Origin of the sequence: Estrella lausannensis, assembly GCF_900000175.1 — a bacterium.
GTDB lineage: Bacteria > Chlamydiota > Chlamydiia > Chlamydiales > Criblamydiaceae > Estrella > Estrella lausannensis.
In genome coordinates, this window is record NZ_CWGJ01000025.1 from 42977 (window position 1) to 64248 (window position 21272).

12 protein-coding genes and 2 pseudogenes are annotated in these 21272 nt (G+C 49.7%); all 14 read right to left on the reverse strand.

Annotation, left to right across the window (positions count from 1 at the left end):
* Window positions 1-2: 2 nt before the first annotated feature.
* A complete protein-coding gene (locus ELAC_RS07815) occupies window positions 3-1103 on the reverse strand; it encodes a hypothetical protein (protein ID WP_098038724.1) in 1101 nt (366 codons plus the stop codon).
* A gap of 370 nt (window positions 1104-1473) precedes the next feature.
* Window positions 1474-2388: pseudogene (locus ELAC_RS12080) on the reverse strand (ATP-binding cassette domain-containing protein); the annotation flags it as partial.
* Window positions 2389-2541: 153 nt separating this feature from the next.
* Window positions 2542-3315 (reverse strand): annotated as a pseudogene (locus tag ELAC_RS12085) (ATP-binding cassette domain-containing protein); the annotation flags it as partial.
* Window positions 3316-3452: 137 nt separating this feature from the next.
* Window positions 3453-4778: a TolC family protein gene (locus ELAC_RS07825; RefSeq protein ID WP_098038726.1), complete on the reverse strand. Its 1326-nt coding sequence runs from the start codon at window positions 4776-4778 to the stop codon at window positions 3453-3455.
* A 10-nt stretch (window positions 4779-4788) separates the two neighbouring features.
* Window positions 4789-5916, reverse strand: a complete 1128-nt coding sequence (locus ELAC_RS07830) for an ABC transporter permease (protein ID WP_098038727.1) — start codon at window positions 5914-5916, stop codon at window positions 4789-4791.
* A 2-nt stretch (window positions 5917-5918) separates the two neighbouring features.
* A complete protein-coding gene (locus ELAC_RS07835; protein WP_098038728.1) occupies window positions 5919-7052 on the reverse strand; it encodes an ABC transporter permease in 1134 nt (377 codons plus the stop codon).
* Entirely contained in the window at window positions 7049-8008 is a 960-nt protein-coding gene (locus ELAC_RS07840) for an ABC transporter ATP-binding protein (protein WP_098038729.1), read from the reverse strand. The genes ELAC_RS07835 and ELAC_RS07840 overlap by 4 nt, the downstream gene beginning before the upstream one ends.
* Window positions 8009-8010: 2 nt before the next feature.
* A complete protein-coding gene (locus ELAC_RS07845) occupies window positions 8011-8979 on the reverse strand; it encodes an ABC transporter ATP-binding protein (RefSeq protein WP_098038730.1) in 969 nt (322 codons plus the stop codon).
* 10 nt (window positions 8980-8989) lie between these two features.
* A complete protein-coding gene (locus ELAC_RS07850; protein WP_098038731.1) occupies window positions 8990-9991 on the reverse strand; it encodes an HlyD family secretion protein in 1002 nt (333 codons plus the stop codon).
* A 245-nt stretch (window positions 9992-10236) separates the two neighbouring features.
* Window positions 10237-11082 (reverse strand): SET domain-containing protein-lysine N-methyltransferase, encoded by an 846-nt coding sequence (locus tag ELAC_RS07855; RefSeq protein ID WP_143406476.1) that lies wholly within the window; start codon window positions 11080-11082, stop codon window positions 10237-10239.
* Between the two features lie 198 nt (window positions 11083-11280).
* The gene (locus tag ELAC_RS07860) at window positions 11281-12066 is read right to left on the reverse strand and encodes a DUF2608 domain-containing protein (RefSeq protein ID WP_158227843.1); all 786 of its coding nucleotides are present in this window, start codon (window positions 12064-12066) and stop codon (window positions 11281-11283) included.
* A gap of 231 nt (window positions 12067-12297) precedes the next feature.
* A complete protein-coding gene (gene recD / locus ELAC_RS07865) occupies window positions 12298-14076 on the reverse strand; it encodes an exodeoxyribonuclease V subunit alpha (protein ID WP_098038734.1) in 1779 nt (592 codons plus the stop codon).
* Window positions 14073-17465 carry a UvrD-helicase domain-containing protein gene (locus ELAC_RS07870; RefSeq protein WP_098038735.1) on the reverse strand — a complete coding sequence of 1131 codons (3393 nt, stop codon included), beginning with the start codon at window positions 17463-17465 and terminating at the stop codon, window positions 14073-14075. The genes recD and ELAC_RS07870 overlap by 4 nt, the downstream gene beginning before the upstream one ends.
* Window positions 17466-20819: an exodeoxyribonuclease V subunit gamma gene (locus ELAC_RS07875; RefSeq protein WP_098038736.1), complete on the reverse strand. Its 3354-nt coding sequence runs from the start codon at window positions 20817-20819 to the stop codon at window positions 17466-17468.
* Window positions 20820-21272 lie beyond the last annotated feature (453 nt).

A 21272-nucleotide genomic window follows, 5' to 3' on the forward strand; every position in this document is an offset into this window, starting at 1 on the left:
ACCTATCTTATCGGGTCTAACAGAAAGAGATGAAGCGAGCCGCAGGATCTGCCGTAGCCGACAATTTGTCCGACATCATTGATGTCTGTCGCCTCTATCAACGTCATCTCTTTGCAGCCGCCATGGACCAAAGAAGAGAGAACTACAGGAGGTTCCATGTTGATGGAGATAGCCGCCTCGCCGCAAAGCGAGCCGACGATCGTATGGCAGCTGTTGACGGCGGAGATTTTCATCCCGGAGAGATCGCGGACTCTGAAGTATCTCTCGATGGGAGTCCACTCATATGCCCACATGTAAGGCCTTCCATTCTTGGTGCTTCGGAAACTGCCAAAAACAGCGCTGTCATGGGCGATCGTCATATCCATCTGAAACTGAATTTTCCCCTTAGGTTTTTTAAGGCACGCCTCGTCAGAAAAACCGTTCCATCCTCCCCTGTAATGGTATAAAAGCGGGGTGTTCTCGTCGGAAGGCGATTCAAATCCCACCATGTTACCGCTGTTGTTGGCGCCGAGCAAATAGGCGCAAGACAGATCCTGTATCCCCTTTTCAGGGCTGTAGAATACCGCCATGTACTCCTCTTTGTCTTTCACTTTCCTCGCGCCCGTCAGCAGGCCGTTGTCGTTGATTGACCTGAAGTGCACATCACCGCCATTTAGGCATTTTAAGTTAAGCGGCAGCGGTGTCTCTTGATGCCGGCAATAGACATAAGACCACAGATACCACTCTCCCGATCCGTCCGCTTGGTTGACGGAAGCCAGTACCAGGCCGTTGTTGTTAATCCCATGGAAAAAAGCGTAGGTTCCGTTTCTTTGAAAGCAGCTTTTGGGATTGCAGAGGTCCGTGACAAACCCTCCATAGCTGGTGTTGCCGATCACGTGTCCTTTTTGGTTGATCCTGGGCCCTAATGAGACCGGGAAGCTGTCTCTTGCCAAACAGCACTGCGGAAGGTCGGTCGGTCCGAGATCAATAAGCCTGTAGCAGCTGTATGTCAGGTGGGGGTTATAAAACAGCCTTGCTTCCAAGGGGGCGGCTATAAAGCCTATAAGGGGTAAGATCAAACAAAACAGAAGCAGCAGCCGCTTTTGTTGGAACAGACACGCCATGGTTTTACTCCACTGTGGTTTGGCAAGGAATGTGAGTCTACCTGTCATAAATTGAACTGCACACCGGAGTGTGCCTAAATTTTGAAACACTGTCGGTATACGTCATGCGATCTAAAAAACATAATATCAATTGAATAAGATGTCTTTTGGGAGCGCACAACAGGACGTCACCCTTAATTTTTTTAAATCCTTCGGTATTGCGTATCTAATCAAAAAGAAAGAAATAAATCTAGAATGTTGAAATTGAGGGAGATTTTAGATTGGCACCCAACCAGCCAAAAGGGGGGTGCCCGGGGAGTTAGGGGTGACGTAAGCTGTTATTGATGAATATCCTACCCTCTTTCAGCAGGAAGATATACTGATTTCAGTTTTAAGACAGGCTCTTTAGGGCGGCGAGCTCATCTAATTTTTCATCGAAGGTCCGGGTTTTATCCTGTATGAGAGCCGAGACCTTTTCGAGTTCCTCAAACAGGGAGTCGATACCCTTTTCGCATTCGACAATCCTTTTGTGGATCCGCCCTCCCTCTTCGCCGTTTTTTTCCATATAGGCCTTTTCGAGCGTAGCATTCAACTTTTCGAGCTCTTTCTCAAGCAGGTGGATGCTGTCTTCGATTTTTTTCATCTGCTGCTTCAGCGGCGAGAGCGCCTGGATTTTTTCCGCTTTGAGCCGTCCGATCTCCCCTTTGATATCCCGTTTTTGTTCCTTAGGCTCGGTCGAAGAGGACTCGGCAAACCCTCCTTTATCCAGGAAGTCGCCGAATCCATAGGGAAGCGAGCGGGCTCCTTTGTCGTCAAATACGATCAGATGGTCTAATTCGAGGTTCAAAAGGAGCTCTTCGCTGTGGGTCACTAAAACGAAGGCTCCGGAAAAAATTTCGAGCGCCTGTCGGAGCGCTTCGGTGGACTCAATGTCAAGGTGGTGTGTCGGCTCATCCAAAAGAAGCAGGTTGCAGGGCTTGGCCAAAATTTTTGCCAAGACAACGCGGCTTCTCTCTCCTCCCGACAGCATCGAAATCAGCTTGTTTGACGCTGATTTGGTGAACATCATCAAACCGGCGAGGGAGAGAACATCTTGGTCGCTTAGATTGTGATTGGATTCCTTGATCTCTTCAAAAACAGTCTTTTTACTGTCGAGCCGGTCGATCATGGTCTGCCCGAAAAACCCCACCTGGATTTTGGGGGAGATGCGGATTTTTCCCTCATCGGGATTTAAAAAGCCTCCCAGCAGCTTAAGAAGGGTGGACTTGCCCCTGCCATTCTTGCCCACGACTCCGATCTTGCTGCCATTTAGCACATCCAGGGAAAGGTTTTTGATCAGCGGTTTGTCTTCCTTTTGGTAAGAAAAGGTCATCTCGTGGGCTGCGAGGAGCACTTTCGATTCAAGGGGCGCTTCTTTGAATTCAAAATCGAGGTTATGGATCCGGGAGAGCTTCTGCAGGTTGGGTGATTTATCGATTTCCTTTTGCTTCGATTTAGCCTGGGAGGCCTTGGTCGCCTTGGCGCCGAAGCGGTCGATGAACCTCTGGAGCTTTTGGATCCTCTCTTCTTCTTTTCTACGGGTCTTTTCGAAGACTTCCTCTTCCTGCACGATCTGCCGGTAGATGTCTTCTGTTCCCCCCTTCATCTTTCTGACGAGGTTCCGGTGGATCATCATCGTACTGTCGGTAATGCTATCCATGAAGTGGCGGTCGTGGGAAATAATGATGAGTTGCTTGGTCCACCCTTTTAAGAAGCGCTGCAGCCATTTTTGCGAGATGATGTCCAGGTAGTTAGTCGGTTCGTCCAAAAGGAGCAGATCCGCATCTTCGACAAGCGCCTTGGCCAGCCCCAGGCGCATCTGAAATCCCGAAGACAGGTGGGAGGGCGCCTTTTTTAAGTCGGCCTCCGTAAATCCCAGGCCGAAGAGGATTGCCTCTGCCTTGTGCACGCTCTCTTTTTGCCCCTCAGGCAGTGAAGAGGCTGCCTCCAGAAGGGTGCTTGATTCCTTAAAATCGCGATGCTGTCTTAAAAATGCGATGCGATGCCCTTTGGGAATGGTAATCGATCCTGCGTCTTCACTCTCCTCGCCATTGATCATTCTGAAAAGGGTGGATTTCCCCGATCCGTTGCGGCCGGCGAGGCCGACTTTTTCATTGGGGGAAATCGTAAAGCAGGCGTCTTTGAAAACCGTCTGGTCTCCGTAGCATTTGCTGACTGAATCGAAGATGATCATAAGTGAATTTTTATCAGGGTAAAGGGTGCATTATACATCAACGGGAGGAATTTGCGCTGGAAAAACTTAGAGACTGTTAAAATCAGGTTTGGCGGCCAAGATACTGTTGGTATCTTCTGCGGAGGATGCTTGCCCATTCAGGAATGGGTTCGGCATAGGTTATCGGACAAAATTCCTTGAGTCCACTGAAAGTAGAAGATCGCCGCTTCAAAATTCCACTCGGCGTTCGCATGATTGGCCTCCGCTCTTAGAAGCTGGGTCTTGGCGTCTAAAAGGTCGGTCAATGTCGAAGCACCGGCTTCATAGCGTTCTTCCGTGAGGCGCATGCCCTCTTCGGCGTCTTTGACCTGAACGGAGGTGGTCTCGATCACTTCGAAAGCTTCTTTAAGCTTTGAGTACGCTGTGTGCACTTCCTCTTCGATTTTCAGCCTTGTCGAAGCCAGATTAGCCTCAGCTTCCCTGATGTTTGCTTTGGCTTTGCCCTCTTCATGGGTTATCCTGAAGCCTGTAAAGAGGGGCATCTCCATGCGGACACCAAAGAGCCACTCGTCTTCTTCGGGTAAGAAATCGCTGTCCCTTTTTCCATAAGTTCCAAGAGCTGTCACCTTGGGCCAGTGGGTGCTTTGGACGGCCTTCAACTGATGCGTCCGCCCGCTGATTTGAAAGCAGAGAGACTTAATTTCAGGCCTAGCGGCGTACGCTGTCTTTCTTGCCCATAAAAGGTCATCTTCTTCAGGCTGGGATCTAGAGCTTCTTTCAGCTTGAATAGTCAGTGCAATGTCGCTGTCAAGACCAATCGCTTCCCTGAGCCGTGCCCTGGCAATCTCAAACTGGCTTTCCATGCGCACTAAGTTCAGTTTCGCCTCCGCCACATCGACCTGAGCTCTTAGCAGATCGGACTTGGGAGCCGTACCCACATCCCGCTTTTGCTGCACCAGCTTGAGGTGGTGTTCCGTCCTTTCCAGATTTTTTTGGGCAACCCCAACGAGGGCGTCGTAGGATGCCAGCTGGTAGAAGGCGATGGCGACGTTAAGCAGGATCTCCTCCTGCAGGCGGATGCGGTCAAACTCGGCAGCTCCTTTTTTGGAGCGTGCGGCCAGGTACCGCTCTTTTGCCTCGCCGAAATCATAGAGTGTGTATTTAGCAGAGACCAAATACCCATAGTCCTCTGTCGGTCCGATGACGGATGGCAAGATATTGGGGGGAATTCCGGGGGGGATCGTGCTTAGTTCCAAGAAATTATGCGTTTGCCACTTAAATCCGTGGGCAGAGGCCTTCAGCTCCGGGTAATAGGCTGCTTTCTCGATCAAGGCCTCTTCTTTGGCCTCTTTGACCTTCATACGCGAGGAGACCGTTTTCGGGTTTTCCTTAAGGCTCAGCTGGAAGCAGTCCTGAAGAGTAAGGGGAGCGCCATGAAGACAGCTTAGAAAAAAAAATGGAAGTGCCGCCAACAACCTGAACATTACCCTTGTGTCATCCTAAAGTTTTTTGGAACCGTTTTGTCGCCAGCCAGATGCTGCCAAGGCCCATGATAGCCAATGCGGCAATTTGGGGCCAAAGAATCTCAAGTCCCACGCCCTTAAGGAATAGTGACCGAATGAACGAAATGAAATAGCGCAGGGGGTTGATATAGGTCACCCACTGGATGCTGTCTGGCATGTTGACGATGGGAAACAGGAAGCCTGAAAGAAGCACCATCGGAAAATAGAAGAAGAATGTTCCCATCATCGCCTGCTGCTGCGTATGGCTGATGGTTGAAATGAAAAAGCCGATTCCCAGTATTGTGAACAGGTAGAAGGTGACGGCGACAAAAAGAAGCAGAATACTTCCCCGGAGCGGCACTTCAAACCAAAAGGTGGCGACGGTTAGTATCAGGATCACATCGATGTAGGCGATCAGGCTGAAAGGGATTGTTTTGCCTAGGATAAACTCAATTTTTTTGATCGGACTGACCAGAATCTGCTCCATGGTTCCCACCTCTTTTTCCCTGACGATTGACATGGATGTCATCGTCAGGGTTACAAGGGTCACGATGGTGGTGATGATGCCCGGAATGTAGAAATTGCGGCTTTCCAAATTATCGTTGAACCAGGCTCTCGATTCCAAGTGGATTGGTGCATAGGCCATCTTGTTGCCGATTTGCCGAAGCTTTTTATCCGCCGATTCGTAGTTGAGACCTCGTGCGATCTTTCCAACGTAGCCGCTGACGATCCTCGCCGTGTTGCTATCGGTGCCGTCGATAATCGACTGCATGGTTGCCACCTCTCCCGATTCGATCTTATCTTGGAAACCTTGCGGTATTGTCAAAACAACCAGCGCACTGCCTGAATCGAGAACTTGGGCGATTTCCCTCTCATTCTTTAAGTAGCCGTGGATCTGGAAATAGCCTGACTTGGAAAACGCGTCGGAGACAGCGCGGCTGCTTTTGGAGTTGTCGTTGTCTAAGATCCAGGTTGCAATATGATTGACGTCGGTTGTGACGGCGTAGCCAAAGATGACAATCTGAAAAATGGGAATGACGAAGATGATGCTCCGCATCCTGGGGTCTCTGAAGATCTGAATGAACTCTTTGAGAATCATCTCTTTTATTCTGGAGAACATCTTTAAACCATCTTCTTTTTGAAGGCCATATTGGCAAATAAAAAGGTCATGAGGGCAAAAGTGATTAAAAAGAGCGCTTCGATGTAAAGCGTCTCGATGCCTTCGCCCTTGAGGTAAATCGATCTTAAGAAATGGATTAAATACCGTGCCGGAACCAAAAGGGTGATCATCTGAATGAAAAGGGGCATGTTGGCGATGGGGCTTAAAAACCCCGAAAGAAGGAAGGATGGAAGAAAGGTGACCACAGTCGCCAGTTGGCTTGCCAGCAGCTGGCTTTTGGTGATGATGCTGATCAGCATTCCCAAAGAGAGCGCCCCGACGAGAAATATGGTGGTGAAGAGGAAGAGAAGCCCTAAGCTGCCGCGCATCGGAACATGGAAGACAAACTCCCCAATGGCGATCACGATGATCACGTCGATCAGCCCGATGAAGAAATAGGGGATCATCTTGCCGACAATCAATTCGAAAGGTCTGATCGGGGTTGTGATCAACGTCTCCATGGTTCCCTTTTCCCACTCCCTTGCCATTGTCAGGGATGTCATCAACGAGGTGATCACCATCATGATGACACCGATAAGGCCGGGGACGATGGTGTATTTGGATTCCATATCGGGGTTGTACCATACGCGAGAGCGCAGATCGATGTCATTCAAATTGCCACGGTATCCTTCCTCCCTGGCAAAGCGTGTTATCCTCTCTTCCGTAAGCTTGCCGATGATGGCTTCCGAGTACCCCAAAGCGATAGTCGCGGTGTTGGAGTCGCTGCCATCGACAATGATCTGCACTTTTTTTAGGGAGTGGCTTTTTGATCCAAGCTCTATGTCTTGCGGGATAACCAGAGCGATGAGAGCCGTCCCGTTGTCGATCATTTTTTCGAGATCTCGGTAGTTCGTGCTGGTGCCGACGAGCTTGAAATAGCCGGAGTCTATAAAACGGGCAGAGATATCGCGGCTCTCTTGTGTGTTGCTCTGATCCATCAGGGCAAGGGGGACTTTGTCGACATCGAGCGTGAGGGCGTAGGCGAAGAGGACTAAGAGGAAAACAGGAGTTCCCAAAGTCAAAAGGAGGGAGCGCCAATCTCGAAGGACATGGATCCACTCTTTTCTCGCTACAGCGATCACGCGATGGAATTTCATCTCTTATGGACCTCCTCCCTGTCGGTTTTTTCGATCAGGGAGATAAACACATCTTCCATCGTCGGGTCGATCTGCCTTAGGGAAAAGCCGACGCCGCCTCTTTCAAGCTCATGAATGAGCCGGTCTTTGTCTGAGCAGCCCTCATTGAGATAGATATGGGCGCCGCTGCCGAAAAGAGAGGCCTCCCTGACGATCGGCAGCCTCTTTGCGGCATCGCAGATCAATTGGGGATGGTCGGTTTCAACGTCAAATATCGAACCGGTGATGGATTGCTTTTTCACCTCTTCAGGAGGGCCTTTGATGATCAGCCGCCCACGGTAGATGAATGCGATGTAGTCGACATATTCCGCCTCGTCCATATAGTGAGTGGTGACAAAGACGGTCATTCCGTTGTCTGCAAGGTCGTAGATCAGGTTCCAAAAGTGCCTGCGGTTGATCGGGTCGACACCGGCAGTGGGTTCATCAAGGAAAAGCAGCGATGGATTATGCAGAATGGAGCAGCCCAAAGAGAGCCTTTGTTTCCATCCGCCCGAAAGGGTCTCGGTTCTTTCGTTGCGGTGGTGCTTAAGTCCGGCCATTTCGATCGCCCAATCCTTTCTCTTTTCTCGGATTAACGGAGGAACCTTATAGATCCCCATGTAAAAATCGATGTTCTCCTCCACCGTCAGATCACGGTAGAGGGAAAATTTTTGGCTCATGTACCCGATCGTTTCCTTGACTTTTTCGGGCTCCCGGGCGATATCGAGGCCGGCTACGATGCCCGTTCCTGACGTGGGGGTCAATAGCCCGGATAACATGCGGATCGTCGTCGACTTGCCGGCGCCGTTCGGACCTAAAAAACCGTAGATCTCCCCTTTTTCCACTTCAAACGATAACCGATCGACTGCCGTGAATGAGCCGAATTTTTTGGTCAGGTTGACCACCTGGACGCTTAACGGGGGTTTAGTATTGACCACTCTCAGACCTCATCATCATCTTTTCCTCTCATCAGGGCCATGAAGATGTCTTCTAAAGTGGGCGCTACAGAGGTGATTGACGCATCAACGATCCCGGCCTCAGTCAGGATTTTTTCCACAGTTTCGATCGTGCCGGGTGTGTCGGAAGCGAAGAGAAAGACGTGGATGCGATTGCCAAAAAGTTTGACCACATCGGTGCCGAAGAGGTTCCGCAATTTTAGGAACGCAATCCGGGGCGTTTTGCATTTAATTTCCACCACATTGCCCGCGACAGACCTTCTCAGCTGATTTAAGGTGCCGCAAGCTAAGATGCCGCCCTTGTGAAGAAAAATGATCTTTCCGCAGCGCTCCGCCTCATCTAAATAAGCGGTGGAGAGGAAAACGGTGGTTCCCCTTTCATTCAAAGAGCGCAAGATATTCCAAAAATCCCTTCGGGAAACAGGATCCACTCCATTGGTCGGTTCGTCCAAGAAGAGCACCTTGGGGCGGTGTATCAGTGCGCAGGAGAGGCTCAGTTTCTGCTTCATGCCTCCCGATAGCTTCTCTGCCTGAAAATCCTTGAAGTCCTTGAGCTGGCTGAACTCTAAAAGCTCTTCGATCCGTTGATTCTTCTCTGAGTTTTCCACGCCGAAGACATCACCGAAAAAATGGAGGTTTTCCATGACGGTCAAGTCTCCGTAGAGCCCGAACTGCTGACTTACATAGCCAATGCGATCCTGGATTTTTTGCTCGTCAGACAGGATAGAGAAGCCATCGATGAAGGCGTTGCCTCCCGAGGGAGGCAGCACGGAGGTGAGCATGCGGATCAGGGTGGTCTTGCCGGCTCCGTCGGGACCGACAAGCCCGACGATCTCTCCTTCATGCACTTTGAAGGAAACCTGATCGACAGCGACTAATCGGCCGAAACTCTTGCTGAGATTGTCACACTCAATCAATAGAGGCTTCTCTTTTTTTTCCGAGACAGATTCCATCGATTGTCCCTTAAAGTGTATCCTGAAGGGGAGTAACCATGATCAGTCCGTCGGCCGGCTGTCCACCCTTGAGCTCATGTTCTTTGTTATCGACATCCACCTTGATGCGGTAGACTAATTTGACGCGCTGCTTTTCTGTCTGCACGTTCTTCGGGGTAAATTCAGCCTCTTGGGATATGAAAGAAACAACTCCATGATAGATTTTATCGGGATAGGAATCGGTGGTGATTTTGACGTGTTGTCCCAGCTTGACTCTGCTAAGGTCCATCTCGTCGATGTACGCTTTCAAATAGACTTCATCTAAGTTTCCGACCGAAATGATCGGAGTGCCCGGCTGCACAAACTCCCCCTCTTCGATATAGTCTTGCAGCACAAAGCCGCTGATCGGAGAGGTTAATTCGGCAAAGCTCAGCCTCGTCATGGCAAGCGAGACGGCCTCCTCGGCTTTTGTCAGACGCGCTTTTGCCTGGGCGATCTTCTCTTCGCGGATCCCTTTTTTCAGCAAGGTCAGGTTTTCCTTCGCTTCCAACACTTTAGCTTGCGACACCGCGAAAGCGGCCTGGCTTAAATCAAATTCCCGAAGCGATATCACATCTTCTTTATAAAGCTGCTTCTGACGGCTATAATCAGCGTTCAGCCGGTCGAAGTCCGCTTCGGCTTGCTTAAGCCGTGCTTCAGCCTGGGAGACCTCTTCGGGAAGGTAGCCGACTTGAAGCTCCTTGAGATAGGCTTTAGCAGCTTCTCTTTCCGCCTCGTTCATTTTCAGCTCTTGCCTTAGCTCCTCGGAATCGATCCTCGCCACCAAAGCGCCCGCCTGAACCTTTTGCCCTTCCGATACAAATCTTTTGACGACACGGCCCGGAATTTTGAAACTCAGTTTCACTTCGGTTAATTCGATATTGCCGGAAATGATGATCGTGCCGGGATCCGATTCGTTCAAAAAGCGCGAGAGGATCAGAGACACAAGACAGATGAGGGCGACGAAAGGAATCAGTAAAAACTTTTTATTCATACTCTACCATCTATTCTTCTTAGAGGGGCTGTTTTCCGGAACCAAAATCTCAGATTGTGAGACGCTTTCGGCATAGGTCAACCCTCCAGTGAAACGCTCGTCACAACGCTACCATAATCTCTCAAGGTTAATTATGGAATCGTCTTCGCAGAATAGCCCTCGTAAGAGGTAATCGAGTGTTCTATTCTACTTTGTATAAGCTGTTTGTGGCGATTCTGTCTCGGGATTTTGGGGTAAAGACCCCTTCATCTTTTGGAGCGGTTCATCCAATAATCCCTTCCGTAATCGATCGTGATCTCTTCCCCCGGCGCGATCTCGCCGATGGCGAAAAACGCGAGGTGCAGAAGCCCTCTGTCCAGGAGGTATTCCGCCGCCGCATTGGGTCGGTCTTTGTGATTGGCAAAGCGCATGAGGTTGCACTTTTTTTTAGCATCGACGCCAAAGAGATTCATGGAAAAAAAACGCGTGGGATAGTGCACGATGTAGTCCGTATCCAGCTCTTCTCTTTCAAGCTTTGTCAAGAGGCCGCAATACTCTCCGATCCACTCGCCGTGGGTCAGCCGCTTTTCGGCAAACAGCCCAAATCCCTTCATCTCGTCAACAAACCTTACACTGCAAGGGCTCTGTTTCATGTGGAACAGTTCTTCTCGGTAAAGCGATCCTTTCCTTTTCATTTCGCTACCAAGCGCGGTGTATCGATAACTGAAGGGGCATTGCCTGATGCTCTCTTTGAGAAGCGAGTAACTTGGACAGGTGAGGCTGGGGATCAGCCGGATGTCAAAACGCTCTTCAAAGTGTTCGGTTAACAAAGCATCGATCGCCTTGCCTTTGTCTTGGAAAAGGATGTGCGTGGGGGGGCGATAGCCAAACTCTTTGGCCATCTCGAGTTTCCCCAGCAGAAGCGCCAACTCCCCGGCGCTGAAGCCAAAATTGTCTTTGGAAAGATAGTGTTTGGGATTTGCTTTGTTTTGCAGGATAAAAGGCAGATCTCCTTCAACCACAGCCTGGTGCAGTGGCGGGAGATGGCCTTTCCAGCATGATGTGAAGAGGGATTTCCTGGCCAGGGTAAAAGCTCCTTGTGTTGCGATCAAACGGTTTTTGCCCGCTAAATCCGATCGGCTGATTTTTTTTGCAACACCCTCGGTATACCGAAAGCGTCTCAAAAGATCAATTTATGAGATCCTTTCGGTGGATACCGAAAGGATCTCAAAGCCAAATAATAAATTCGAGACACTTTCGGTATAAATAACCTTTGCCGGAATTGACATTTTAGACGAGCGAATGCCGCACTATTTGGTCTCTCCCATCAGCAGGGCAGCCTCCTCATCGGAAAGAATATGGCCAAAATGGGCAAACTGGAGATCGGCAACCGCTTTTCTAAAGCCGGCGACCTTTTCATCTAAGAAACCATAGCGCAGTCCCACAAAAGCGATGCCTTCGTTTTCCAAAGTATGTTCGACATCTTTCAGCTGGTTCAGCTTATCATCGATAAACACGATTTTATCAGGGCAGTAATGAAGATGGCGCAGAAGTTTGACCAGGGCATTGCCTTTGTGGGTGCCCGAGGCGAAGAGAATGCCGGCACGGTAGAGAACACCGTGATGGTTTGTGAAATAGAACTCTTCTTTGGAGGGGGCTGTCTGTGTCAGCTCTATGCCGACGCTTTTTAACTGTTCGACAGTCCTTGTCGCCAGGGAAAGGCCTCGCGCGGTCAAACCCATGCAGATATATCCTTCCTGCTGCAGCTGTGCAATCAACGACGGAGTCACTTTCTCGACAGGCTTCACTTTTGTAATGCTATGGATGGCAACATACTCAGACACAGTTTTTTCCTTCGCTTCACCCGCGGGCAAACCCAGCGCTTTATACTCGGTCAGGCGGTGCTCAAACCACTGATCCGTACCCAATTCCTGCACAGGTTCAATCAGGGTATTGTCGATATCGAAGAGGATGAGGGTAGTCGGACCGGCATGGGTTCTGACGGATTCGATGGAGTGTGTTTCGACGATGAGGGCCGGCAGGCGAAAGATCAGGGAAATGAGGACCACTGACCATAGGACTACTTTCTTTTTCATAGACATTCTCTTTTTAGATGTTCTTTTGTATATCGAAAGTATCTCAAAGTTTGTCGCTTTCTCAAAGCCAAAACCCCAAACTTTGAGATCCTTTCGGTATAAATTGGCAGATGTATATTCAGAAAGCGTAACCTGCCGGAAGGTACACCGAAGATGATTTGAAAAAAAAGTAGAATCTCTTAGTACCTGCAGACGATACGTCCTGCCCTGTCTGACTCGCAGGGCTTTGGCTCAGGATGTACAAGACAATTGCAGCACCTTTTCTGCAATTCCCGAGGTTCTTGGCGTTTTTTCGGACAAGATTTTGCATAGGGTCTCTTCTCTCGCGACAAGGCAGGCGCGCTTTTTGACCCTTGTCAGTGCCGTATAGGCTATTTTTTTGCCAAAATGCTCCGACCCTTCCGGCAGAACAATTAAAGCCTCCTGAAATTCACTCCCTTGGGATTTGTGGATCGAGAGGCAAAACGCCCATTCATATTTTGGCAAGATGGCCTCCGGAAACGCGATAGTCTCCACGGTATTCTGTTTTAAGAATATGGCCTTCCTTTGGCCTGAGTGGCCTTCTTTAAGGAATCCAATATCGCCATTGAAGAGGCCCAGATCGGGCTTGTTTTCCAAAATGATGATCGGCACGGCACCCTTGGATGTCGCCGTTGCAAACGCTTTATTGATGGCGTGGTTGATCGCTTCAGAACCGAGCATTCCTACGCGAAAAGGAGTCAATACTGTGAATGTCGATTTGAGCTGAAACAGCTCGGTATCGGTCAGATTCTCTCTTACCATCCATTCATACTTTAACTTGGATGAGGCCACAATATGGCCAAGAATCTCCTTGTCTCCCTCATCGTGGATGGGGCGCCACTCGACCTCTTCCCGGGGCACTTTGAGAAATTGCACTGTTTTGTTTCCGTCCCCTTCCAGCATCAGCTTTGACAGCTCCAGGATATCCTTAGTCTCGCAACGGATGCTGACGTTCAGCTCCACGCAGCTTAAGGAAGGGGGTAAATTGTCTTTGGCATCGGCAATGTCGGAAAAGGGAGATCCCAGGTCGATCGGCGGGAGCTGATTTTGGTCTCCTAAGAAGATGGCCTTTGCCGTAGGCTTCATCGACCGCAGAAGGGCCGTCATGAGCTCAATGTCAATCATGGAGGCTTCATCGATGATGTAGAGATCGTGGCTGAGCTGATAGGGTGATTTCACCTCTTTTGACTGATAGCCCAGATTCAAAAGGGAGTGGAGAGTTCTGGGCTCTTCGATCCCTTCTGTCGCCCCGCATTTCGAAAGCGCCTGCTTTAAATTGGAAGCGGCTTTTCCCGTCGGTGCAGCGAGGGCAATTTTATAGGGTTCAGAGGAGATGCGTGCCTGTTGAAGCATGCGTACGATCATGGCGGCAGTGTACGTTTTCCCGGTGCCGGGCCCTCCCATGATCAGGGTGATAGCCGAATCTAAAAAGGCAAGAGCGGCTTGGGCTTGTTTTTCTTCAAGCGATCCACTTCTCTTCATCTCTTCGACAAAGAGCATCGCTTTTTGACGGTCGAACTTGTCTTTTTTCCTAAACTTTAAAAACTGCGTCATGGATTGCAAAAAACGCTCTTCTGCACGGAGGGAGCGCTGAAAATAGAGCCTGTTTCCCTCGCGTATGATCGGTTTATCGGCAGCCTTCTCCGTGCTGCGCTCGTGTACAAGCGACGCCGGAAGATGGAACCCTTCGATAATCTTCTCTTCTACGGCGGCGATATCGACCGGGGAGAGAAGCGGATCTTTCTTTTTATCTTTCCAGATGCTTACAGGAGAGGGCATCAGTTTCCCGCTTTCTAACGAAACAGCAAGACTTCCCTCCCTTAATGAGCGACTCATATGGCAAAGAAATAGGGCCCACTCTTCCTTTTTATCCTTCTCATTTTTGAGGAGGTTTTTTGCAAGTGTAAGATCGAGTTCGTCAATCATCCCCTTTTCCTTGCAGAGGTGGATCAGCGGCCAGGGGCGCTCGGTAAGATTGTCTTCTGTCATAGAGCCTCTAAATCGTTTAGAAAAAGTACAGGGGCAACTCCTGTCAACTGGCCGCCGGGTGGAGGCAGGCCTCTTAGATAGACATAATATGCTCCACCGAAAAGCTCTTCAAAGGGGCGGTCGTCGAAGAGGCGGACATAGCGCTTTATTGCTTCGGCATAGATCTTGGCTTGCAGTTTGTAGTGGTGCTCTTCCATGGAGCGCAAGATTTTGTCTTCGGTATAATCGGAGAGCTCTCTTCCCAGCCAGTTGGTTTTCCAGTCGAGAAGATAGTACTTCCCCTGATGCAGGAAGATTAAATCGATAACCCCTTTCAAGTAGCCATCCGCTGACGGGGATAGTGATGCGGGGTAGAGAAACTCATACTCTCTCATGGTTTTGGCAGGGTCGACCTCAGCGAGGCTGAAACCAAATATAGTGTGGGTAAACGCTCTTTTGACCATTTCTGCGATCGCCTGCGACCAAGGAGCGTATTCGGATCCCGACAAATAATCGGTGACGAAGGATTCCGCTTTCCTGGGATGGAAGGGGATTCTTTCCAGTATGGAGTGGATGACAACGCCTGTTTGGGCACCGGCAGGCAGGGTCAGGGGCGACTTCAAAGGAGCGTTAAAGTCCCGGGGCGCCTCTTCCCTGCCGCTTTCTTTTTCTTCACCGCTCGCTTTAGCGATAGATGAAAAGGAGGTGAGTAAGATGGGCTTGTGGTCTCTTGTGATGGGGGGCGGCGCCTTGAAGAGGCTTGAAGCGGTCTTTGCCTTGGGCTCCAAGGTGGCTGTATTTCGCAAGCGGCCTGTTTCATAGGAGATTTCCTTCTGGCTTTCCAAAAAGCGCATCAGCGGCTCTTCGGATCCGGCTCTGATGGCATCGTAGAGGTCTTGGTAGGAGCCTTCCTTGACCGATAGTTTCGCCAGCCACAGGTCCAGGGGGGATGCCTTTCCGATGGCAAGTTTATCTTTCTTTAGGTCTGAGAAGTAGAGGTAAAGCCTCTCTCTGGCTCTTGTCAGAGCGACATAAAGTTGCCGTATTTTCTCGGCGTCGATCTCCTCGCACCACTGCTCATAGAGCGCACTCTCATGCGAGAGAAGAGCCTTGATGATAAACTTGCCCTCTTCTTCCCGATGCACGATCTGATCGGGATCAGAGCCGGTCTTGAAAAGGCCGACGGCGAAGACTATATCATACTCAAGCCCCTTGCTGGAGTGGATGGTGATGATTTTTACAGAGTCCTCTTCACCTGAGGGGGGAAGATTCCACTCCGGATAATCATCCGCATTGAACGAAAGGGCCTCTTTTAGATAATGCAGGAGCCTATCCGGGGAGTAGCCGAGTTCGTTTTCCACTTCCATCAACCGTTCGGCGATGAGGCATACCTCATCTAAAAACCTGGCTCCTCCACGATTAACGATCAGTTTTTCTGACACAGTCGCTTCAAGGCCTAGCGTTTTGCTCTTGAGCTCTTCGAAGAACGAGGCAAATCCGAGGTTGAAGAGGGTGTCCCTTAGATTTCCGATCTCTTGGATGGCCGCTAAGAAGGCGCCTGACTGCACATCTTCAAGAGCATTCTCCGGGAAGAGCAGAATCGGCCCGGCGAGGGCCGTCTTCAGCTTGCTGAAATTTTTGAAGAGAATCACACCTTCCATCAGTTCAATCATGGCCTTATGAGAAAGGCTGCCGATCAGGCTGTATCCTCGCTGCCAGCTTGCGGGAATGAGCGCCTGCTGAAGAGCTTCCTCCACCTCTTTTCCCTGATAGCGGTCTTTGACTAACACAGCCATCTGTCCGAACCGGGCGATGCCCGCCTCTCTTAGCGCGATGATCTCATCTCTGATCAAAAACGGCGTGATGTCTTCTTTTCCGGCCTCTTGGTCTTTAAGAACGACATGAAAGGATTTTTTATCGTCGGAAAACGGGATGGCGCCCATTTTTCTTCCTGCAGCCACCGGCAGATAGGGCAGGTGTCCGCCGGTTTTGGGAAGGGCGATCAGTTTAGGAAGCTTACTCTCACTGAAAAAAAGGTTGATGGCGTCAATCAGATCCGGCCTTGAGCGGTAGTTCACGCCGAGAGTTCCGCGGTCGTTTATCCCGATGTCTTCGGCCGCTCTCAGATAGGTGTAGATATCGGCCTGGCGGAAATGGTAGATGGACTGCTTGGGATCTCCCACCAAAAAAATCTTAGTGTCGCTGTTGCCCTCAATGAAGAGACGGTAGAAAATTCCCCATTGCATGGGGTCGGTATCTTGGAATTCATCGATAATGACCGCCTTGTAGCGGCTCCTGATGCTCTCTTTAAAGCGGGAATTTTCCGCCGATTCCCACGCTTTGGTTAAAAGGGCGTCGAAGCTGAACTTCCCCTCTTCTTCCTGGCGCCTTTTGATGAATCCTTTGAGGGAAGCGGCCGCGTTCACCAAGATGACCTCGGGCGAGCCCGCCTCCTCAATCAGCAGAAGCAACTTTTTCAGCCTTGTGAATAGACTTTCGTCGATTGGGGTTTTGGGCATCCCTCGCTTTTTTCTGTTCTCATCGCTGAACTTTTCGATGAGCACCTTTGCTTCTTTGATCAGGTGATCGAAATCCTTTTCTGAAACCTCGTTGGAGGAGAGCGCCTTCGCTAAAATGGGGTATGTTCTCTCATCGGGGGCGGGTTGAGGTTTTTTGAAATGGTCGGCAATGGTCATCAGCTGTTGCAGGATTCCCTCTTCATTACCCGGGATGCCGGCTTGTCTCAACTCAAGATACAGTTCATGAAAGGGGCGCTTTCTCTCGATCGAATGATAGGTGTTGGAGAGGTTGACCAGTTTTTTTAGCAGCTTAGGGATGTCGCTTGAAAAGTATCTCATCAGATTCGTCAGCTGCCCCTGGCTGAAGTCGGGAGGCGAGAATTCGGTTCTGAAAAACTCCTCGGCCACCAGCATCAGCTCTTCGTGGGTGATGTTCTCTTTCTCACCCGATTGGGTGAATCCTGTTTCAAAAGAATTTTCCATCAGCGCTTTCATCGAAAAGCTGTGAATGGTGAAGATTTCAGCTTCCTCGAATATTGAGAGCGCTTTTTCGAGTTTGCTTTTTAACAGGGAGGTGTTGCCTTGCTGCCTCTCAACTGAGGCCTGAAGATATTCCGGCATCTCTTCAGCCCCATCTTGCGAGAGAAGGGAAATGGTCTTTTTTAGTGCCGAACGGACCCGTCTTTTAAGATCCAACACGGCTTTTTTGGTGAAGGTCACAAGCAGGATCTCGCTAAGCTCCATCGTCTGGCCGGTTAGCGGGTCCTCTTCGAGAAGAAACCGGATCACGAGGTGCTCGATGGTGAAGGTTTTTCCTGTTCCCGCCGACGCCTCCAGCATCGTATTTTGATGGATGCAAAGATTTTTGGAGAGGATGTCAAAGGCTTTCATCTAGTTATCCCTCTCTTTTTTTATGGATTCCACTTCAAGGAGCGGCGCATAGATCAAGCGCGCTTTTTCGGAAAGCTCTTCGATCAATTCCTCAACGTTGATGGATTCCTTGGAGCCATAAACCCATTCCAAAAGATCCGATACTTCGTTTTCCAGGTGGGGATTAAACGCCTCTTCAATAGCTTTTCGAAGCCCTTCCGGGTTTTTCTCCGCAAGGGGTTTTAAAAAGGTGGGGAAGAGCAAGAGCGGCTTTTGGATCCCCTCGAAATAGATGTCGACCAGGCAGGCAAGATAGTCCTCCGGGTTTCCTAGAGTGACAACTCCCTTTTTTTTCTTTCCCAGCAAGAAGAGGCGGTTCGGGGGCCTTGCCTCCTCAGGAACTAACATTTGGGAGGCGGCGAGTGCAGGCAAGGAGGAGAGCGCTTCGCTCTCGAAGTTCGTATGAATCCGCACTAACCCTAAGGGCGTTAGCTGTTCAATAGAGCCGTGAATGAGCGTCCTGTCCCGTACCAAAACGCCTGGAATGTGCAGGCTATCCTCTTCTTGTATCGGATCCACGTCCCTATAAGGAAGAAGATTGAGGGTGAAGAGGTTTTTCGGCACAAGTCCGACGTTTTTGAGCTCTTCGAGCGCCGTTTCCTTTTCATTCCGAAGCTTCATCCGATGGTGCTCTTGAAAAAGAGGGGGGCTTAGCCAGGGGAGAGATTCGGGAACAGGCTCTTTCGCGTCGCTGTCGGCAATCAATTTTTTTCGGGCAAGGCGTTTAATCTTCTTTGGAATCTCCAGAGGATGCTCTGCCACCTTTTCACCGTGCCTCGGAATTCTCAATCCTTGCGCCTTTAAATATGAAGCCAGAGGATTTCTCAAGAATGATGAGAGATCTTTAAGGCAAACGCTTTCTTTTACGGCACCGGTTAGCGTTTTTTCTTTGGGTGAGGCAGCGCGTCTCTTCTTTTCCTGCAAGGAGACCACATATTCTTGATAGTGGGTGGGAGAGATGCATTTTAAGGGACTGCTTTCATCAAAGTAAAAAGGGTCGAATCGCCTCTCGGGATGACTGAAAGCGATCATTGAGGACGGGATCGATCCGTTTAGGGTGAAGGCTGTGTCAAGATAGTACGTGAGATCTAAAATGACAGACGACGGCGCGCACTCCTCTCCTACGCTGTCTCTTCCCGGGTAGGACAGATATAAGGTGTCTCTCACAGAAAGCAGGGTCTCCATAAATAGAAAGCGGTCGATGTCAGACACCTTTGGAATAAAAAAGGTTGCTTTGGTTTTTTTGAGCAGGTCCAAGCTGTCTTGCGGATCGCGTCCCGGAAACACTTTTTCTTCAAGCCCAATCATGGCGATCACTTTGCCCGGCATGGCATGGTGCGGCAGCAGTGAGGAGAATCTCACCGAGTTCAAATCCTCTTCCCTTTCATTTGTCACGCTTCCTTCAAGAGCGTCTTTCATGTAAAGATAGACCGTCGAGAAGCGGCAGAGGGCATCATCTGAGAGCCGGCTCAAGGTGTGCAGCTCGCGGATTTTCGAGCGGATGAAGAGGAGAGCTTCCTCTTCTTTGTCATCATGGGGGCAGAAGTGCCTCTCCAAAAGGGTCTCTAAATGAGAGCTCCACTCACGGATCGGCTTGCTTAGATCTGAGGAAAAGAGTGCGAGCTCCTGCTGCAGAGAGTTGAGAATCGAGAACCAGGAGGCGACAACTTCCGCATCTTTAATTTCGATTTTTTTTCCCATCTCTTCAGAGGCATTCCCCATGAGCCTTTGGAGGACATCGCACTCGAAGTCCTCTTTCGTTCCCGCAGATTTGTCGTAGTCGCACTTTTGAAATCCCTTGCTCTCAAAATACCGGCTCTTATGCTCTTGGTTTAGACCCCATTGAAAACTGCTCTCTTCGATAAATCCGCGGATTGTCTGCAGGTCGCCCTGGGTCAATCCCCACTTTTTTCTAAAGGAGCTGTTCTCAAGCAGGCCGACAATCGACACGCTTTCGAATTTACCAAACGAGAGCTCCATCAGCTGGATAAATGTCGAAACAAGCGGATGGGGCGAGGCCCTCTCCCCGACCAGCTGGTACTTTAAGACACTATTGCTTGATCCGAATAGGGCTTTGATATAGGGCTCATACTGTTTGATGTCTTTGGCAAAAACCTGGATGTCGCACGGCTCCAGCGGATCGGCGGATTCTCTTCTTTGTTCGATCATCCGCATTAGTTCATGATAGAGGATCTCAATCTCCCTGAGCATGGAAGGCGCTTCATGAATTTGGATGGACAATCTCTCTTCTTCGATAGACAGGCGCTCCTCGGGAACGCGCATCAGGATCAGATCCGTTTGCAACCCCTTAAGAAGGGTCATTTTCTCATTCCGTCCGACGAGGAGGTGCTCGGGTTGGATCAGCTCCCACCACGCCGGCTCTTCTCTAGCTGCCGCTTCCACCAGATAAAGGCCGAGAGTTGTGTCTGTGGAGTCTAAGATGTTTTTTTGCGTCTCGCGGAACAGAAGCGAGTAGTTGGCGAGGAGGCTGTTTTTTTTCTCCGAGGCATGGCTCCCATCGTCTGGCGTTTTCCTCTTCCGTCTTGCTTCTTCATGGTCTGAAATGACGTCATCAAAAAGGACCGAGGTCGGTGTCAGGGTGAATACCTCGACGGGGACTTTTGTGGAAATTTTCTTTAGGAATTCAACCTCTCCTATCGTCATGAAGGGAGCAAAGACAAAGATCTCCATCTCTTGGGGACAACCTGCCGGTTTGAGGGGGCAGGAGAGCTTGTCGATGCGCGTTGTCCATGGCGACTTGGGGTTGAACAGTTCGTTGAACAGATGAATTTCAAAATTACTCTCGCTTTCTCCGGAAAAATTTAACGCTCCCGGCTTTGCGAAACGGCTGTAGTTCAAGAAAAGGCGAGCCAAACTTTTGGAGAGAAAATAGAGTTTTTTCTCTTCGTTCTGCTTTAGGGGGGCGGCGCTTTTTTTCCCCAGGTAGCCAAAGAGCGGCTCCAGAAACTGCGGGTGCTGCCCGGCTGCGCTTGCGCTCAGCAAATTGAGCATCATACTCTGCAGCAGCAAGGTGAGATCTAAGAGCTTTGGAACTTTTTTCGGCTGTTTTTCTTCCAAAAATTGCTCGGCAAGAAAGACCAGGCCCTCTTCATAGGACATGAGATGCATGCCGAAGGAGATGCCGATGTTCTCGTCTTGCGTAAGATCCATTTTTAGATACGATTTGAACGCAGCGCTGGGAACTAGAACGACGCGTTTTGCAAATGGATTTTTTCCCTTTTGGAAGGCCAGCGCTTTAAATGTTTGAGAGAGGGATTCGAGCCGGTTGCTCTCGGTGAGGTGGATCTGATGCATTGATACCTGTCTCGAAGTTTAACAAAGGTTGTTACTATAGCAGCTCTCTGAAAAAAAATCTCGTTTATCGAACAGTTATGAGTTAACTCATATATCTAATATTAGGTGACTTAGAAATTTTAATTTGGGGAAGCCTTCTCTTTGCCAAAATCCAAATTTTGAGACACTTTCGGTATACAGGCTCTTCTTTTCTTTAGAGGAGCGGGTCGAGACGATGGTATTGCTGAATTTCATTCCCATTAATTTGTTGTAAATTAGTTAAATAAAAATATTTATTTTTATTAGTATTTCCCTGATAATATTCATACTTATAACTAAATTAGCGGGTGCGTTCTATACCGAAACAACTTGAAGAATTGGAAATTTGGCCAGGAGGGCCTTAAGAATTTTTGCCCGGAGCGAGCGACCTTTGCCGGGAGGCAAGGCGCGAGTGAGAACGAAAATTCTTAAGTA

Coding starts and splice junctions, on each gene's coding strand:
- ELAC_RS07815 (WP_098038724.1), bottom strand. CDS start 1,103: ATGGCGTGTCTGTTCCAACAAAAGCGGCTGCTGCTTCTGTTTTGTTTG.
- ELAC_RS07825 (WP_098038726.1), bottom strand. CDS start 4,778: ATGTTCAGGTTGTTGGCGGCACTTCCATTTTTTTTTCTAAGCTGTCTT.
- ELAC_RS07830 (WP_098038727.1), bottom strand. CDS start 5,916: ATGTTCTCCAGAATAAAAGAGATGATTCTCAAAGAGTTCATTCAGATC.
- ELAC_RS07835 (WP_098038728.1), bottom strand. CDS start 7,052: ATGAAATTCCATCGCGTGATCGCTGTAGCGAGAAAAGAGTGGATCCAT.
- ELAC_RS07845 (WP_098038730.1), bottom strand. CDS start 8,979: ATGGAATCTGTCTCGGAAAAAAAAGAGAAGCCTCTATTGATTGAGTGT.
- ELAC_RS07850 (WP_098038731.1), bottom strand. CDS start 9,991: ATGAATAAAAAGTTTTTACTGATTCCTTTCGTCGCCCTCATCTGTCTT.
- ELAC_RS07860 (WP_158227843.1), bottom strand. CDS start 12,066: ATGAAAAAGAAAGTAGTCCTATGGTCAGTGGTCCTCATTTCCCTGATC.
- recD (WP_098038734.1), bottom strand. CDS start 14,076: ATGACAGAAGACAATCTTACCGAGCGCCCCTGGCCGCTGATCCACCTC.
- ELAC_RS07870 (WP_098038735.1), bottom strand. CDS start 17,465: ATGAAAGCCTTTGACATCCTCTCCAAAAATCTTTGCATCCATCAAAAT.
- ELAC_RS07875 (WP_098038736.1), bottom strand. CDS start 20,819: ATGCATCAGATCCACCTCACCGAGAGCAACCGGCTCGAATCCCTCTCT.